This window comes from Xenorhabdus thuongxuanensis, from assembly GCF_001908095.1.
GTDB classification, from domain to species: domain Bacteria; phylum Pseudomonadota; class Gammaproteobacteria; order Enterobacterales; family Enterobacteriaceae; genus Xenorhabdus; species Xenorhabdus thuongxuanensis.
Genome location: NZ_MKGR01000027.1, coordinates 1 through 14771, shown reverse-complemented (window position 1 = coordinate 14771; position 14771 = coordinate 1). Strand labels below are relative to the sequence as shown.

15 protein-coding genes are annotated in these 14771 nt (G+C 46.8%); 11 read left to right on the top strand and 4 right to left on the bottom strand.

Annotated features, from left to right (window positions below):
* Positions 1–92: 92 nt before the first annotated feature.
* From Xentx_RS15005 to Xentx_RS14995, 3 genes are all read right to left on the bottom strand, one after another.
* On the bottom strand, positions 93–494 hold the full coding sequence (locus Xentx_RS15005; protein WP_074021134.1) for a type II toxin-antitoxin system VapC family toxin: 402 nt from the start codon (positions 492–494) through the stop codon (positions 93–95).
* Positions 494–739: a type II toxin-antitoxin system Phd/YefM family antitoxin gene (locus Xentx_RS15000; RefSeq protein ID WP_074021133.1), complete on the bottom strand. Its 246-nt coding sequence runs from the start codon at positions 737–739 to the stop codon at positions 494–496. The genes Xentx_RS15005 and Xentx_RS15000 overlap by 1 nt, the downstream gene beginning before the upstream one ends.
* A 78-nt stretch (positions 740–817) precedes the next feature.
* Complete coding sequence (locus Xentx_RS14995) at positions 818–1930, bottom strand: AraC family transcriptional regulator (protein WP_139292506.1); 1113 nt, start codon at positions 1928–1930, stop codon at positions 818–820.
* A 279-nt stretch (positions 1931–2209) separates the two neighbouring features.
* Here Xentx_RS14995 and Xentx_RS14990 point away from each other — a divergent pair, with 279 nt between their 5' ends.
* From Xentx_RS14990 to Xentx_RS14940, 11 genes are all read left to right on the top strand, one after another.
* Positions 2210–4369 carry a thiamine pyrophosphate-dependent enzyme gene (locus Xentx_RS14990; protein ID WP_074021130.1) on the top strand — a complete coding sequence of 720 codons (2160 nt, stop codon included), beginning with the start codon at positions 2210–2212 and terminating at the stop codon, positions 4367–4369.
* A 16-nt stretch (positions 4370–4385) separates the two neighbouring features.
* Positions 4386–5924, top strand: coding sequence for an indolepyruvate oxidoreductase subunit beta family protein (locus tag Xentx_RS14985; protein WP_074021128.1), 1539 nt, complete (start codon positions 4386–4388; stop codon positions 5922–5924).
* A gap of 18 nt (positions 5925–5942) precedes the next feature.
* Positions 5943–6362 (top strand): acyl-CoA thioesterase, encoded by a 420-nt coding sequence (locus tag Xentx_RS14980; RefSeq protein WP_074021126.1) that lies wholly within the window; start codon positions 5943–5945, stop codon positions 6360–6362.
* 46 nt (positions 6363–6408) lie between these two features.
* On the top strand, positions 6409–8769 hold the full coding sequence (locus tag Xentx_RS14975; RefSeq protein ID WP_074021124.1) for a bifunctional salicylyl-CoA 5-hydroxylase/oxidoreductase: 2361 nt from the start codon (positions 6409–6411) through the stop codon (positions 8767–8769).
* 9 nt (positions 8770–8778) lie between these two features.
* Positions 8779–9918 carry a cupin domain-containing protein gene (locus Xentx_RS14970; RefSeq protein WP_074021122.1) on the top strand — a complete coding sequence of 380 codons (1140 nt, stop codon included), beginning with the start codon at positions 8779–8781 and terminating at the stop codon, positions 9916–9918.
* Positions 9919–9921: 3 nt separating this feature from the next.
* A complete protein-coding gene (locus tag Xentx_RS14965; protein ID WP_074021120.1) occupies positions 9922–10833 on the top strand; it encodes a fumarylacetoacetate hydrolase family protein in 912 nt (303 codons plus the stop codon).
* 18 nt (positions 10834–10851) lie between these two features.
* Positions 10852–11841 carry a carbon-nitrogen hydrolase family protein gene (locus Xentx_RS14960; RefSeq protein ID WP_074021118.1) on the top strand — a complete coding sequence of 330 codons (990 nt, stop codon included), beginning with the start codon at positions 10852–10854 and terminating at the stop codon, positions 11839–11841.
* On the top strand, positions 11838–12593 hold the full coding sequence (locus tag Xentx_RS14955; RefSeq protein ID WP_074021117.1) for a maleate cis-trans isomerase family protein: 756 nt from the start codon (positions 11838–11840) through the stop codon (positions 12591–12593). The genes Xentx_RS14960 and Xentx_RS14955 overlap by 4 nt, the downstream gene beginning before the upstream one ends.
* A gap of 26 nt (positions 12594–12619) precedes the next feature.
* A complete protein-coding gene (locus Xentx_RS14950; protein ID WP_074021170.1) occupies positions 12620–13090 on the top strand; it encodes a MarR family winged helix-turn-helix transcriptional regulator in 471 nt (156 codons plus the stop codon).
* Positions 13091–13222: 132 nt separating this feature from the next.
* A complete protein-coding gene (locus tag Xentx_RS14945; protein ID WP_074021115.1) occupies positions 13223–13849 on the top strand; it encodes a TetR/AcrR family transcriptional regulator in 627 nt (208 codons plus the stop codon).
* Positions 13850–13867: 18 nt separating this feature from the next.
* A complete protein-coding gene (locus Xentx_RS14940; protein ID WP_074021113.1) occupies positions 13868–14131 on the top strand; it encodes a type II toxin-antitoxin system RelB/DinJ family antitoxin in 264 nt (87 codons plus the stop codon).
* Here Xentx_RS14940 and Xentx_RS14935 read toward each other — a convergent pair.
* Positions 14126–14425 (bottom strand): helix-turn-helix domain-containing protein, encoded by a 300-nt coding sequence (locus Xentx_RS14935; protein WP_074021111.1) that lies wholly within the window; start codon positions 14423–14425, stop codon positions 14126–14128. The genes Xentx_RS14940 and Xentx_RS14935 overlap by 6 nt on opposite strands.
* Positions 14426–14771: the final 346 nt, after the last annotated feature.

Sequence of the window (14771 nt, the reverse complement as noted above, 5' to 3'; positions counted from 1 at the left end):
ATCCATAGCCTTACGAGGAGAGAACATAGCGGTAAGAATCATAGTGATAGGGGCCAAACATTAGATAGCCAGATGACTTATACTCATTTTGGCTATCTGTTAGGGATTACAGTAATATAATCACTGACGAAATCTATCAGCTTGCTATCACTCGTGACTAAGGGGAGATGGTTACGTTTCGCCTGAGCAACAATTAACCGGTCAAACGGATCCTTATGTAGATTTTCCGGTAAATCACATACAACGAGCGTATGCTCGCTTTTAATGGGGATTTCAATCAATCCAGCTCCAAATAGTCCATCCCTGAATTGTTTGGGATCTACGGTAAAATCAGGTTTGTTTAGATTGCTTTTAATAACCACCTCCCATATTGACGCTGCACTAAAACAAAGGGTATTGTCAGTATTTTCTAGAAGCTCAACAACATCAGTTTTCAATTTTTCCGGTTCATATGCCATAAACAGCAAGATGTTGGTATCTAACAGTAATTCCATTAAGAGTATTTCCCTTCGAACATATCAACAATTTCGGCGCTGTTCATGTCGTCAAAATTGTTGGGAACACGACCTTTACCTTTGAGGAAACCTAACTTACGCTTAGCCTTCTCTTCTCTGTATGCGATGACTTTAACCAGTGCATGACCATTTTTGGCTATCACCACGGGTTCTCCAGTGCGAGCAACTTCCTGGACAATTTTAGACAGGTTAGTTTTCGCATCGTAGATGTTAATTTTTTCCATAACATCACCTCTTGGTGTATAAATATTAATCATATCTGTTTTTGTTAGTCTGGTCAATTTGGTTAGACTAATATCACTTCACTCACGTTTCAGGCTTTCACTCGGCGTCTCACCATAGCGGGCTTTATATTCTGCGCTAAAACGTCCCATATGGGCGAACCCCCAACGCAGGGCGACGCCTGTGACGCTGGCGGCTTCTCCCGCCAGGAGTTCCGTGCGGACATGTGCCATGCGCAGGTCACGTAAATACTGCATCGGGCTGATATTCAGGAACTCCTTGAAGCCAGAATAGAGGCTGCGCAGGCTAACGCCTGCCACTTGGGCGAGCTGCTCCACTGTTATGGGTTCGTGGGCATGAGCCTGTAAATATTCCTGAACTCGCCGTACATGTCGCGGGCGAATAGAGCATCGGCGGTTAGTGGGTGTTTCACTGTAATTATGTTGATGGGTGGACAGCAGAGTAACGGAAATCAATTGTTCTATTTGGTTGGTAATCAATTTATGTTGCAAGATGTCGGGCACTTGGGTAGTGCATTCCAGAAGATAAGGCATCAAACAGCGCCAGGCCTGACAGCGTTGCCATTCAAATCCCAGCTCAAATACCAGCGGTTGATCCATAGGGTGCCCCAATTGACCAACAAGCGTTCTCTCCAGCAAGGAGCGGGAGATCCTGACCATAAACTGGTCGTTATCGGCATTCCAGCGCATAGAAGTGTCTTGATTTGGGCTGAGAATGGAAGCCAGATTGGGAGTGGAATCAAGACACTGGTCACCACTTTCAATACCAGCACAGCCAGACAGCGGCATCTGGATGAGAAAGAACGAGTCCAACTCACCTGGGGTGATTTCAACACTGGCACCGTAACGCAATCGGCTCATGGAAATATCCCCAAGTGGAATATAGTGCATTCTGGCATCCAGTTTTTGATTGCTGCCCAGTATAGTTAGCTGATGAGGCTGCATTACCCGTCCGACCATAGACTTAACTTCATCAAGATCGTTAGATGAGAAAAGCAAATGTTCTGGTGAATTGAGATGCGCCCCAATTTTTGTTACTGCATATTTTGGATCTGAACAGCTTGAAGCTGAATATCTTGATTCTGCTCTTCTAGAGTCAGCGTGCTTTGATTCAGTATTTTTAGAGCCAATATCTTTAGATCCAAAATAGTAGCGAGACCACGAATTGTTCATAAAAAAATAACCGTATTAACCTTATTCGATTGTCTGCTAACAGTATCCATATATTGTTTAAATGAAATATATATGATTATGAATATATTTATGACGGTTATTGTGCATACGGTTAAATGCATGACTCCCATAGATATGAAAAAAATTTGTCCGTCTGCTGCGCGCTTTATCCAAACACTGCATAAATCACAATTACATGACAAATCATGCATTGACCGTTAATGAAAACCCGAATTACATAAAAGATAACTAAAAAGCGTTAAAGCGTGTGAGGTAAGCATGGCTGAACGATCATTTGTCGAGGAAGTGAAAAAATTACGTCTGGGTCAGGGCGAAGTTTTCAGTGGTGAAGGCATAATTGCCGTGACAAAAGCGCTGCTGGAATCTGGTGTGGCATATGTGGCTGGCTATCAGGGGGCGCCGATTTCCCATCTGATGGATGTGCTATTAGATGCACAAGATATTTTATCTGAATATGGCATTCGCTTTGAAAACAGTGCCAGTGAAGCCACTGCTGCTGCGACACTTGCAGCTTCCGTTAATTATCCACTGCGCGGAGCCATCACGTTTAAATCGACGGCTGGCACTAATGTTGCTTCGGATGCATTGGCAAATCTGGCATCGGGAGGCGTGATAGGGGGATCACTGATTATTGTCGGTGAAGATTATGGTGAGGGTTCTTCCATTATGCAGGAACGTAGCCATGCTTTCGCGATGAAGTCCCAAATCTGGTTACTCGATCCACGCCCCAATCTGCCTTCGATTGTACAGGCGGTGAAGATGGGATTTGAGCTATCGGAAGCCAGTCATACGCCAGTGATGTTACAGATGCGCATTCGTGCCTGTCATGTACATGGTCGGTTTGTGTGTGAGAAAAATCGTTCGTCAATGTTTATGATTCAAGATGCGCTGGAAAATCCGACGCGTGATCTCAGCCGTATCGTTTTGCCGCCCGCCAGTTTTCTGCATGAGAAAGAGAAAATACAAGATCGCTGGCCTGCGGCAGTGCGCTTTATTCAACAGCATAAGCTGAATGAGTTTTTCGCCGAGCAGGCTGATGATGTCGGCCTTGCCCTGCAAGGTGGATGCTATAATACCGTGATCCGTGCCTTGAATTTGCTTGGATTGGCGGATGTTTTTGGCAATAGCCAAATCCCGCTGTATGTCATGAATGTCGCCTACCCGTTGATCGATGAAGAGTTTGAACGTTTTTGTCATGGCAAGCGGGCGATTTTAGTGCTGGAAGAAGGTCAGCCCAATTTTGTGGAGCAGAATGTCGCCAATATTTTGCGCCAGCGTGAGATAGCGGCTCGATTACATGGCAAGGATTTACTGCCAATGGCGGGAGAGTACAACACGGCTACTGTGTTGTCGGGACTCCGTGCTTTCCTGGAACGTTACGGCAAAATTGCAGCGGAAAGTGCAGTGTCTGCCTGTCAGGTACGTATCCCCGCCGTGACCTTACCGATAAAAGATCCTCTGGAAGATGCGGTTCATATCCGTCCACCCGGATTTTGCACCGGTTGCCCAGAGCGCCCAATCTTTACAGCGATGAAATTGATTGAACGGGAATTGGGGCAACATCACATCAGTGCAGATATCGGTTGTCATTTGTTTGCTATTTTGCCGCCATTTAATTTGGGCAATACCACGATGGGGTATGGATTGGGAGCAGCAAGTGCGGCGGCACTGAATACACCGGTTGCGAATAAACGGGCAATTGCAGTTATGGGGGATGGTGGATTTTGGCATAACGGCTTAACGAGTGGCATAGCTAATAGTGTTTTTAACCGCAGTGACAATCTGACCATCATTGTGGACAACAGTTATACCTCCGCGACCGGAGGGCAGGATATTCCCTCTTCAACGGCGTTAAATCCCCATCGCAGTACCGGTCATGACATCGAAAAAGCCGTCAAGGGTGTTGGGGTGAAATGGGTACGCACGATCAAACGTACCTACGATCTTAAAGCCATGATGAATACCTTACGCGAGGCACTGACAACAGGTGAACACGGGCCAAAAGTCCTGGTCGCACAGAGTGAGTGCATGTTGAATAAACAACGGCGCGAGAAGGTAAAGATCAAGGGAGCGATTGCGGAAGGAAAACGGATCGTCCGAGAACAATTTGGGGTTGATCCTGATACATGCACGGGCGATCACTCCTGTATCCGTTTGTCCGGTTGCCCTTCTCTATCGATTAAACCGAATCCTGATCCATTGCGTACCGATCCGGTGACAACAGTATTAAATAGTTGTGTGGGCTGTGGGTTGTGCGGGGAATTATCTCACGCGGCAGTGCTGTGCCCTTCTTTTTTTAAGGCACGGATCATTACCAATCCTAATCGTTGGGATCGGCTGATTCATCGTATTCGCAAAGGGCTTATCGGCTATTTGCAACGTCGTGATGTTAAACGTCGTAATCAATATGATTTTTAAGAAGGGGGTCATACCTATGTCAGCATCCACCCATTCCTCGCTAACGAACTTACCTAAACAGCCGATCAAAATTGCTATCCTGGCGATGGGAGGTGAAGGCGGCGGTGTACTGGCTGATTGGATCGTGACTTTGGGGGAAGTGAATGGCTATTTCGCTCAAACGACTTCCGTACCTGGCGTAGCCCAGCGAACTGGGGCAACTATTTATTATGTCGAGTTGTTCCCTGGTGCTGATGATCCTGAAGTACCGACACCTGTGTTGGCACTGATGCCGACTGCCGGCGATGTGGATATTGTGCTGGCTTCGGAATTGATGGAAGCCGGACGTGCTGTCCAACGTGGTTTGGTGACACCGGATCGCACTACGCTGATCGCATCAAGCCATCGGGTATTTTCGATGGAGGAGCGTTCGGCGATGGGAGATGGGCGTGTGGATAGCGGGGTATTGATCCGGCAATCCCGACAAGCTGCTTTGCGTTTTATCCATTTTGATATGGCGAAGATAGCAGAGAAGAGTGGCAGTGTGATCAGTGCAGTATTGTTTGGGGCGCTCTGTGGTACGGAGATTTTGCCATTTAACCGTAATCAGTTTGAAGCGGCGATCATCAAGAAAAACGTGGGAATAAAGCCCAGTCTGCAAGCCTTTAGTTTGGGATTGAGTCGAGCGCAATCGGCGGCAGAATCAAAGACGGCCGAAAAAACGGCGCCAGAACCCCCTATATTGAACAATAAAGTCAATGCCCTGCTGTTACATATCCAGCAAAAATTCCCTGCCTGTATCCATAACATTGCCATTGAAGGTATCAGACGCCTGATTGATTATCAGGATCTAGCCTACGCTCGTTTGTATCTTGACCGATTACAAAGTCTCATTGAGCAAGCGGTGAAACCTGATGAGCGATTACTGAGTGAGCAACTATTACGTGAAACAGCTCGTCCTTTGGCACTGTGGATGGCTTACGAAGACACCATGCGGGTGGCAGATCTCAAAATTCGCGCCGGTCGATTCCAACGTGTCCGTCAAGAAATGCGGGTGAGTAACGGTCAACTGGTCGAAATAAATGACTTTCTGCATCCCAGAATGGAAGAAATCTGTGACACCTTGCCGGCAAGTATTGGGCGTTGGTTGTCTCGTCCTCATTTCGTTAATCGTATGTTGGCGAAATTACTCAGCCGTGGGCGTGTGATTACCACCAGTTCCATTCGAGGATATCTGTTGCTTTATATACTGGCTAGTTGGCGTCGTATGCGCCGCTATACGCGGCGCTTTCAGCATGAAACCGGACGTATTGAAGAATGGCTACGGCGAATTGAAGTAGCAGCAAAGCGCGATCTCGAACTGGCCGCGGAAATTGCCCAATGTCAGCGCTTAATCAAGGGATATGGTGATACTTACTCCCGCGGATCAAGTCATTTTCAAACTCTGATGGAAATTGTTGATCACCATTTGCATGACTTATCTCCCGTCAGTCTGCGGCAACTACGTGAAGCTGCATTAGCGGATGAGCAGGGTGACCGATTACGCGAGTGCCAACAGCGTCTCTCTTTATATTAAAAAACCTAGGAGCCTGCAATGAGCCTGCTTAGTTTTATACAGCCCCATAAGATCCGCTTTTCTGAATGTGATCCGGCGGGGATCGTCTTTTATCCCCAGTATTTCGTGATGTTCAACAACTTATTGGAAGATTGGTTCGATGAATTAACGTCAATGGGATATGCCAATTACATCGCAAAACACCGTTTTGGGTTACCAACGGTTCATTTGGAGGCGGAATTTAAGGCAATTAGCAGAATGGGTGATCAGGTCTGGCTGGAATTAGGTGTTGAGAAAATAGGCAAAAAATCATTGACGCTGCTTCAACGCTGCGTCAGCAAAGAAGGTGAATTGAGGATGAGAGTCACTCAGACTTATGTCACCACTTCACTGGATACCCATCAAGCTATTCCGATACCCGACGAATTTTACTATGCGTTAACTGAACAGATGCCTTAGCTAAATAGGACATCGCAGTAGATATCGTGCGGCAGGAGAATAAATTATGAATGTAAGAGGTAAGAATGCAGTAATCAGTAACAATACAGTGTCCGTCAGTGGTAAGAATATCGTATGTATTGGTGGTGGGCCGGCTGGATTGTATTTCGGTCTGCTGATGAAGTTACAAAACCCTGATAATCGTGTCGTGGTGATCGAGCGTAATCGTCCGTATGACACCTTTGGTTGGGGAGTGGTGTTTTCGGATGCAACGTTGGAAAACCTGCATCTGGCTGATCCTGTGTCGGCTGAAATTATCAGGGAGGAGTTTAGCCGTTGGGATGATATCGATATCCACTTTAAGGGAACCGTAAATCGTAGTGGTGGTCATGGATTTATTGGCATTGGCCGTAAAAAACTCTTGAATATCCTGCAAGATCGCTGCCACGAAGTCGGAGTTGAGCTGCTGTTTGAAACTCAGGTTGAGGATGAGCAGGAGATTGCCAGCAAATATCATGCCGATTTGCTGATTGCTTCTGATGGGATCAATAGCCAGATCCGCACTCGTTATGCTGAATTTTTCCAGCCTGATATCGATCAGCGCCATTGCCGTTTTGTCTGGTTAGGGACGCATAAAGTTTTTGATGCATTTACGTTTCTGTTTGTTGAAACCGAGTATGGCTGGTTTCAGGTTCACGCCTATCAATTTCAGGAAGGACTGTCGACTTTTATTGTCGAAACGACGGAAGAAACCTGGCTGTCTGCGGGTATCGACAAAATGTCACAGGAAGAGAGCATTGCATATTGTGAAAAAATATTCGCCCCCTGGCTAGATGGACATAAATTAATCTCCAATGCAACCCATTTGCGGGGCGCCGCCATTTGGATACGTTTTCCCAGAATAATTTGCGCCAATTGGGTGCACTGGATCGAACCAGAGGGAGGGAACGGCAAAAATATCCCCATTGTGTTAATGGGAGATGCTGCCCATACCGCCCATTTTTCCATTGGCTCCGGCACAAAATTGGCATTAGAAGATGCGATTGAACTGGCAAACAACTTGAAAGCCCATCAGGGGAATTGGCAAGCGGGTTTATCCGATTACCAACAATCGCGTAGCGTAGAAGTGCTGAAAATCCAGAATGCAGCGCGTAATTCAACGGAGTGGTTCGAAAATGTTACACGCTATGAAAGTTTTTCGCCCGAACAATTTGCTTATTCATTGCTGACACGTTCACAGCGCATTTCTCATGAAAATTTGCGCTTGAGGGATCGGGCATGGCTGGAAAATTATGAGCGCTGGTTTATCCAACAATCTCACCCATTCTCATCACTGACTCCACCATTGCTGACACCTTATCAGGTACGGGGCGTCAGCTTGAAAAATCGGGTTGTTGTCTCTCCTACGCTGTTGTATAGCGCCGTGGAGGGAGTTCCGGGTCCATTCCATCTGGTTCATCTTGGTAGCAGGGCATTGGGTGGTGCGGGTTTGGTGATCGCTGAAATGACAGCAATTTCTCCGCAAGCACGTGTCACTCCTGCTTGTACAGGATTATGGAATGAGCAGCAGGTGCAGGCATGGAAGGCGATCACCGATTTTGTCCACCAGCACTCCGACACTCTGATAGGGATTCAATTGGGACATGCGGGAAGACGGGGCTCAACCCAACTGGGGTGGCAACAACCTGATCACCCTTTACCAGCGGGTAACTGGCCCTTAGTTTCAGCATCGGCCTTGCCTTATTTAGTGGGAATTTCACAAGTGCCGGCGGCGCTGACTAAGACGCAAATAGCAGAAATTATCGAGCAGTTTATTGCAGCAACCCATCGTGCCATCAAAGCAGGTTTTGACTGGCTGGAGATTCAGGCCGCTCACGGTTATCTGCTCTCTAGTTTTATCTCTCCGTTAACTAACCAGCGTGATGACGAATATGGCGGTTCGCTGGAAAACCGACTTCGCTTCCCGTTGGCCGTTTTCAAGGCGGTGCGTGATGTTTGGCCGGCTGATTTGCCAATATCTGTGCGTATTTCTGCCACGGATTGGGTAGAGGGGGGAACGACGGTTGATGAAGCCGTAGAGATTGCCCGTCGTTTCCGTGCAGCCGGAGTGGATATGGTGGATTGTTCCACAGGGGAAGTCTCTGCTGAGCAGCAGCCGGTTTATGGACGCATGTACCAAACGCCGATGGCTGATCGCATTCGTAATGAAGGAAACGTGCCGGTTATTGCAGTTGGTGCGATTACAGATGCTGATCAAATTAACGGCATCATTGCTTCTGGTCGTGCTGATCTCTGTGCCTTATCCCGCCCATTCTTATCTAATGCGGCCTGGCTACTACATGAATGCGCCAGATATGGCTGGACAGGTATCGATTGGCCAAAACCTTATCTTTACGGCAAAGAGCAATTCATTAGAAAACAACTCTAGGAGATATCCATGTCTCAACAAGAAAATATCCAAACTCATGATCAATACAGGGAAGATATTCTCGGCCGTGCCAATGTTGCCGATAGCCCTGAACTGCTGGCGTATTACAGGGAGTTGGTTAAGTACAAGACAGGGGCACTCTGGACAATCGCCAATAAAATAGAACCCTGGCAACCTAAATCAGCTTCAGTACCAGTACTTTGGCGTTACCGTGATCTGCGTGAATACGTTCTAAAATCTGCCGATTTGGTTACACCGGAAAAAGCAGGCCGACGTGTGGTCTATCTGAACAATTCGGGAGAGCCAGGAGCTTCTACCGCTGTTGGCTTGCTCTATTCCGGTCTCCAAACGATGCGGCCAGGTGAAGCGGCATCGGCACATGCCCACTCCTCTTCAGCTTTGCGTTTCATCATGGAAGGGCGTGGTGCTTACACCATTGTTGATGGCCAGAAAATGTCGTTGGGAGCGAATGATTTCGTCTTAACCCCCAATGGCACCTGGCATGAGCACGGTGTTGATCCTGATGGCTCGCAATGTATCTGGCAGGATGGTCTGGATATACCGCTGGTTAACATATTGGAAGCGGGTTTTTATAAGGTGCATCCTGATTTGCGTCAGGCAGTGACTGAACCTGTGGATTCTTCCATTGCACTTTGGGGTGCCCCTGCTTTGCGTCCACAGAATGTTGGCTGGGATAAACCGTATTCCCCGCTGTTCAGATACCAATGGGAGCCAACTTATGAAGCCTTGCAGCGTTACGCTCATGTTTCAGCAGGATCGCCTTTTGATGACATTTTGATGCACTACTCCAATCCGCTAACAGGCGGTCATGTGATGCCAACTCTCGGTGCCAGTATGCAGTTGTTACGCCCTGGTTTCGTTGGCAAAGCACATCGTCATACTGGCAGTTTCATTTATCAAGTAGCGAAAGGAAAAGGTTATTCCGTGATTGATGGTCAACGATTTGACTGGCAGGCACGAGATATTTTCTGCGTTCCTTCGTGGGCATTTCATGAGCATGTGAATGCCTCACAAACGGATGATGCTTGCTTGTTCTGTTTTAACGATTTGCCAGTTATGCAGGCATTGCAATTGTATTACGAAGAAGCCCTGTCTGATAACGATGGGCACCAACCAGTGAGAGGATAAGAGATGCGTTTAATCACTTACCGTTCAGAAGTTACGGCTGCCGCGAGATTAGGCGCGATAGTCAATAATCACGTAGTCGACTTGGCAAAATTGGCCGCCCATACCGGGAATAGATTACCGGATAACATGCTGGAATTTATTGACTTGGGACCCTTGGCAGTGAGCAGCACGACAGCGCTGTTAGATTCATTCAAGGGGTTTTGGCCTACGGGGATTTCACTGCCATTGCAGAATGTGAAAATTCTCGCCCCCATTCCTCGGCCACGGAAAAACATCTTTGGTATTGGCCTGAACTATGTTGAACATGTGGCCGAATCCAACCGCGCTCTGGATACGGCAAAAGATCTGCCAAAAGAGCCAGTTATTTTCTCTAAGCCGCCAACGACAGTGATTGGCCCTGGCGATGCGATTGAGCATAACAGTGAGATCACCCAGCAATTGGATTGGGAAGTGGAACTGGCGGTGATTATCGGCACTCGCGCCAAAGGTGTATCGGAAGCTGAGGCATTGCAATATGTTTTTGGCTATAGCCTGATGATTGACATGAGCGCCCGTGATTGTCGTCGGGCTGGACAGTGGATCTACTCCAAGGGGCAGGATACCTATGCGCCTTTTGGCCCTTGCATTGTCACCGCTGATGAAATTTCCAACCCGCAAGAGTTGGCGCTGAACCTAAAAGTCAATGGTGTGACCAAACAGGATTCCAATACACGCCATATGTTGTTCAAGGTAAATACCCTGATTGCAGACATTAGCAAAGGCATCACGCTGGAGCCAGGAGATATCATTGCCACAGGCACACCGGAAGGTGTTGGGGCGGGGCGTGATCCACAAGAATGGCTGTGGCCAGGGGATGTGATTGAAGCGTACCTTGAAAAGGTCGGTCATTTGCGTCACTCCGTTATTGCGGTGTAAATAAAACAGGAGCCTGATATGCTGAAACTTCCTAAGTTCAAGGCGGCTGCGGTACAGGCTGCTCCTATCTTTCTGGATACAGAGGCGACAGTTGATCTCGTTTGTCGGCTGATCCAAGAAGCGGCAGACAAGGGAGCCAGTTTGGTGGCTTTTCCCGAAGTGTTTGTTTCTGGTTACCCCTATTGGAACTGGGTGATGAACCCGATACAAGGCAGCCCATGGTTTGAAAAACTGTGCAAATCTGCCATTAAAGTACCAGGGCCGGAGATCAACAAAATCGCACTGACTGCGGCACGTCATCACATCAACGTTGTAGTTGGGGTTAATGAACGCAGTCCTAATGGTATAGCAACACTCTATAACACCTTGGTGACTATTTCTGATGAAGGAAACATTTTGGGGCGTCATCGCAAGCTGGTGCCGACATGGGCAGAGAAACTAACATGGGCGAATGGTGATGCGGCTTCGTTAAAAGTACATGATACCCGTATCGGGCCATTGGGCGTGCTGGCCTGCGGCGAAAATACCAATACGTTGGCGCGTTTTTCCTTGTTATCTCAAGGCGAATTGATACATGTTGCCAGTTATATCTCCCTGCCGGTTGCACCACCGGATTATGATATGGCTGAGGCTATCCGTTTACGAGCATCAGCCCACTGTTTTGAGGGCAAAGTGTTTACCATCGTCTCCTGTTCCACGATTTCGCCGGAAATTGTAAAAGCGATGTCGGCCAGTCATCCTGAAGCTGAAGAGTTGCTGGCACGTTCTAATAGTGCATTTACCGGCATTATTGGGCCTGATGGGCGAGTGATTGGTGATCCCCTGATTGATAAAGAAGGGATCGTCTATGCGCAGATTGACTTGAATCGCTGTATTCAGCCTCGTCAAATGCACGATATCACAGGGCATTACAATCGGTTTGATATCTTCGATCTAAAAGTGAACCGTCGTCCGATGAATGCGATCCGGTTTACCGATCTGCCATCTGATCAGGAGGATCTCCCATGAATAACACACAGCATTTTAGAGTGGGGCTGATTGTTCCCTCTTCAAATACGACCATGGAAACAGAAATCCCCGCAATCCTGCGTGCCCGTGAAGCAGTAAGCCCTGAACGTTTCACCTTTCATTCCAGTCGCATGAGAATGAAAACGGTTACAAAAACAGAACTGGCGGCCATGGATGCAGACAGTGATCGCTGTGCGCAGGAGCTGTCGGATGCAGCAGTCGATGTGCTGGGATATGCCTGTTTAGTGGCGATCATGAGCATGGGACAGGGATATCACCGAATCTCTGAAAAGCGCCTCCATCTGCGGACGGTGGAAAATAGACATCCGGCGCCAGTGGTGACCAGCGCAGGGGCATTGGTGGATGGGTTACATGCTTTGGGGGCGAAACGCATCTCCATACTGACACCCTATATGAAGCCATTAACTCAGTTAGTGATTGATTACATCGAAAATGAGGGTATTGAAGTTATCGACAGCATTTCGTTGGAGATCCCCGACAACCTTGCTGTCGGGCGACAAGATCCTCTCACACCAGTGGAGATTACCAAACGGTTGAATAGCAATGTGGATGTTATCGTTGCTTCCGCTTGTGTACAAATGCCTTCTTTGGCGTCAGTACCACTGATCGAAGATCGGGTGGGATTGCCTGTTATTTCTTCATCGGTGGCGACAACCTACATGATATTGAAACAGCTTGGGCTGGATACATACGTTCCGCGATTTGGCTCACTGTTATCAGGAAAATATTGATTGAGATACAAAAGGTTGTTCAACTTATGCCAAATTCAAAAGTGTTTGTTGACAATTACTTGCCTGCCTTGCTTGGGCAGGCATGGATGCTAGTCTCTTCTGAATTCCATGATATCGTTGAAGCGCGAGGGCTGTCAGTGCTGGAGTGGCGGGTGTTATCAGCGTTGGCAGGAAGTGGCCCGATTGGCATCAGCCTTCTGGCACAGAAAACGGTCAGTAAACAGCCGACCATTACCCGTGTTTTGCAGCGCCTGGAACTACAGGGGTATATAGTTCGTTTTTCCAATGGTAGCAGTGATCGCCGTGTTACATTGGTAAGTTTGACTGAAACAGGACAAAAAGTGGTAGAAGGATTGCTGACCGAGGCTGAATCTCACGAAAAAAGTGTATTGGAGCCGCTGGGTGATAGAAAAAGCCAGCTACTGAAAGAGGTTTTGCAGGAGCTAATTAAACGGCATACACCAATACGTGGAGTATTGGGGGAGTTTGGTAAGTAATTTATTTCATGAACGGATAATCATGCTTTGATAGAGTTGACAAGCACCTGCGAGTTGTGTATCAGTCTGTTCTGTTTATTAATGGGATCACGCCAGTGCGGTACAAATATTCACAACTTATAAGGTGCTAAAATGGCAGAAAATCATCCACGTCCACGAGGCCGCCCGACAATTCCAGAGCAAGCAATACGCCAAAAAATTCACGACGTCACCTTTCTACTGCTTATTAATCAAGGCTATAACAAAACAACCATGGATGTGGTTGCCAAAAAAGCCGGTATTGCCAAAAAAACGCTCTATCGGTTTGTCAAAAATCGAGAAGATTTACTTGAACAAATTGTTATGGGTTGGGAAGAAAATTTTATTCCCACCTTTAAAAAAGACGCCAATAATTTTCAGCAATTGATAGAATTATTGAAAATATTTCTAACTGAAATAGCAGAGAAATCCTTATCTATGGAAGCGGTAGGATTATTTAAATTATTACAATCTGATTTTCCTTATCGTGAAATATTATTAGATAAATATCAGCAAAGTGGAATTGAAAGAGTCAGAAATATATTAGCGAATTGGCTTGAACGCCAATATCAGCAAGGATTACTGAAAAAAATGGATTTTCCTATTATCAGTGAACTTGTTATTTCAATGGTAATTGCAGAGCCGCTCAGGCAAATGGCATTGGACATTCTTCCACCATTGCCAGAAACAGATATTACACCCCGTATTACCGCAGCGATGACTGTGCTTGAGTGTGGATAATATTTATTATAATCAAGGCTGAGAAATAATTTCTCAGCCTTTTATTTATCAATAATATTCGATGCCGTCCGTCTAATGCTTACTCGGGTAACACAGGAAAAGGCGTTGCCGTTCGAGCTATTGGTTCCAAACGAAACGACGATTGCAGCCATGCGTGAAGCGCGCATTGGTAACGTGACGAAAGCCGCTGACCTCGAAACACTGTTCCGTGATCTCAATGCGGACGGGACGCGCCTGAATACACGTGCTAGTCCAAGCGCAACTATAAATTACAAATCATAGATGAAATGCCACACGCTTACCGGTTGGAAGTGTCACATCAATACTTAGTTCCCCTCCCAAAGCTGCCACATAGCGCTTGAGCGTTGAGAGGCGCGGATCATGGTCGGAATTTTCTATTCGGGCAATAGCAGGCTGTTGAACACCCATAACAGCCGCAAGTTCTGTCTGTGACATATCCAGTTCATCACGTAGCTGACTAAGAGCCAATTTGATGCTCGCTTGTTCAATTCGTTCTTCAACACGCGCCTGCATTTCCGGGCTTTCTTGCGCTAACAATTCTCTGTAAGTAGCCATAATTATTTCTCCAGTCTTTCCAAGTGAAGGCGGTACTCAAAATCGGCTTGTTGGATCATTTCCTTGTAGAACCGTTTTTCATTTACCCCTATTTTATTGCCGGCACATAAAAGTAAGCAATAAGAAGGAAAATAACTCTCATTAGATCATGTCATTTGCCTTCATACAAGAGACGCTAAAAAAGTATGCTCGCGCTCTGCCTAAAAATCTAACAAGATAATCAATATCTATCCGCTGAATCTAAGGCTATAGCAGAATCAACATAACCTGACATATTCAATATGCTCTGTAAACAACTCATCAACTGAACATCTTTTTTGCCTCCTGATCGCTTTTGCTCCGCCCC

What these genes read in the sequence shown, in the direction of transcription:
- Xentx_RS15005 (WP_074021134.1), bottom strand. Translation starts at nt 494, where the DNA reads ATGGAATTACTGTTAGATACCAACATCTTGCTGTTTATGGCATATGAA.
- Xentx_RS15000 (WP_074021133.1), bottom strand. Translation starts at nt 739, where the DNA reads ATGGAAAAAATTAACATCTACGATGCGAAAACTAACCTGTCTAAAATT.
- Xentx_RS14995 (WP_139292506.1), bottom strand. Translation starts at nt 1,930, where the DNA reads ATGAACAATTCGTGGTCTCGCTACTATTTTGGATCTAAAGATATTGGC.
- Xentx_RS14990 (WP_074021130.1), top strand. Translation starts at nt 2,210, where the DNA reads ATGGCTGAACGATCATTTGTCGAGGAAGTGAAAAAATTACGTCTGGGT.
- Xentx_RS14985 (WP_074021128.1), top strand. Translation starts at nt 4,386, where the DNA reads ATGTCAGCATCCACCCATTCCTCGCTAACGAACTTACCTAAACAGCCG.
- Xentx_RS14980 (WP_074021126.1), top strand. Translation starts at nt 5,943, where the DNA reads ATGAGCCTGCTTAGTTTTATACAGCCCCATAAGATCCGCTTTTCTGAA.
- Xentx_RS14975 (WP_074021124.1), top strand. Translation starts at nt 6,409, where the DNA reads ATGAATGTAAGAGGTAAGAATGCAGTAATCAGTAACAATACAGTGTCC.
- Xentx_RS14970 (WP_074021122.1), top strand. Translation starts at nt 8,779, where the DNA reads ATGTCTCAACAAGAAAATATCCAAACTCATGATCAATACAGGGAAGAT.
- Xentx_RS14965 (WP_074021120.1), top strand. Translation starts at nt 9,922, where the DNA reads ATGCGTTTAATCACTTACCGTTCAGAAGTTACGGCTGCCGCGAGATTA.
- Xentx_RS14960 (WP_074021118.1), top strand. Translation starts at nt 10,852, where the DNA reads ATGCTGAAACTTCCTAAGTTCAAGGCGGCTGCGGTACAGGCTGCTCCT.
- Xentx_RS14955 (WP_074021117.1), top strand. Translation starts at nt 11,838, where the DNA reads ATGAATAACACACAGCATTTTAGAGTGGGGCTGATTGTTCCCTCTTCA.
- Xentx_RS14950 (WP_074021170.1), top strand. Translation starts at nt 12,620, where the DNA reads ATGCCAAATTCAAAAGTGTTTGTTGACAATTACTTGCCTGCCTTGCTT.
- Xentx_RS14945 (WP_074021115.1), top strand. Translation starts at nt 13,223, where the DNA reads ATGGCAGAAAATCATCCACGTCCACGAGGCCGCCCGACAATTCCAGAG.
- Xentx_RS14935 (WP_074021111.1), bottom strand. Translation starts at nt 14,425, where the DNA reads ATGGCTACTTACAGAGAATTGTTAGCGCAAGAAAGCCCGGAAATGCAG.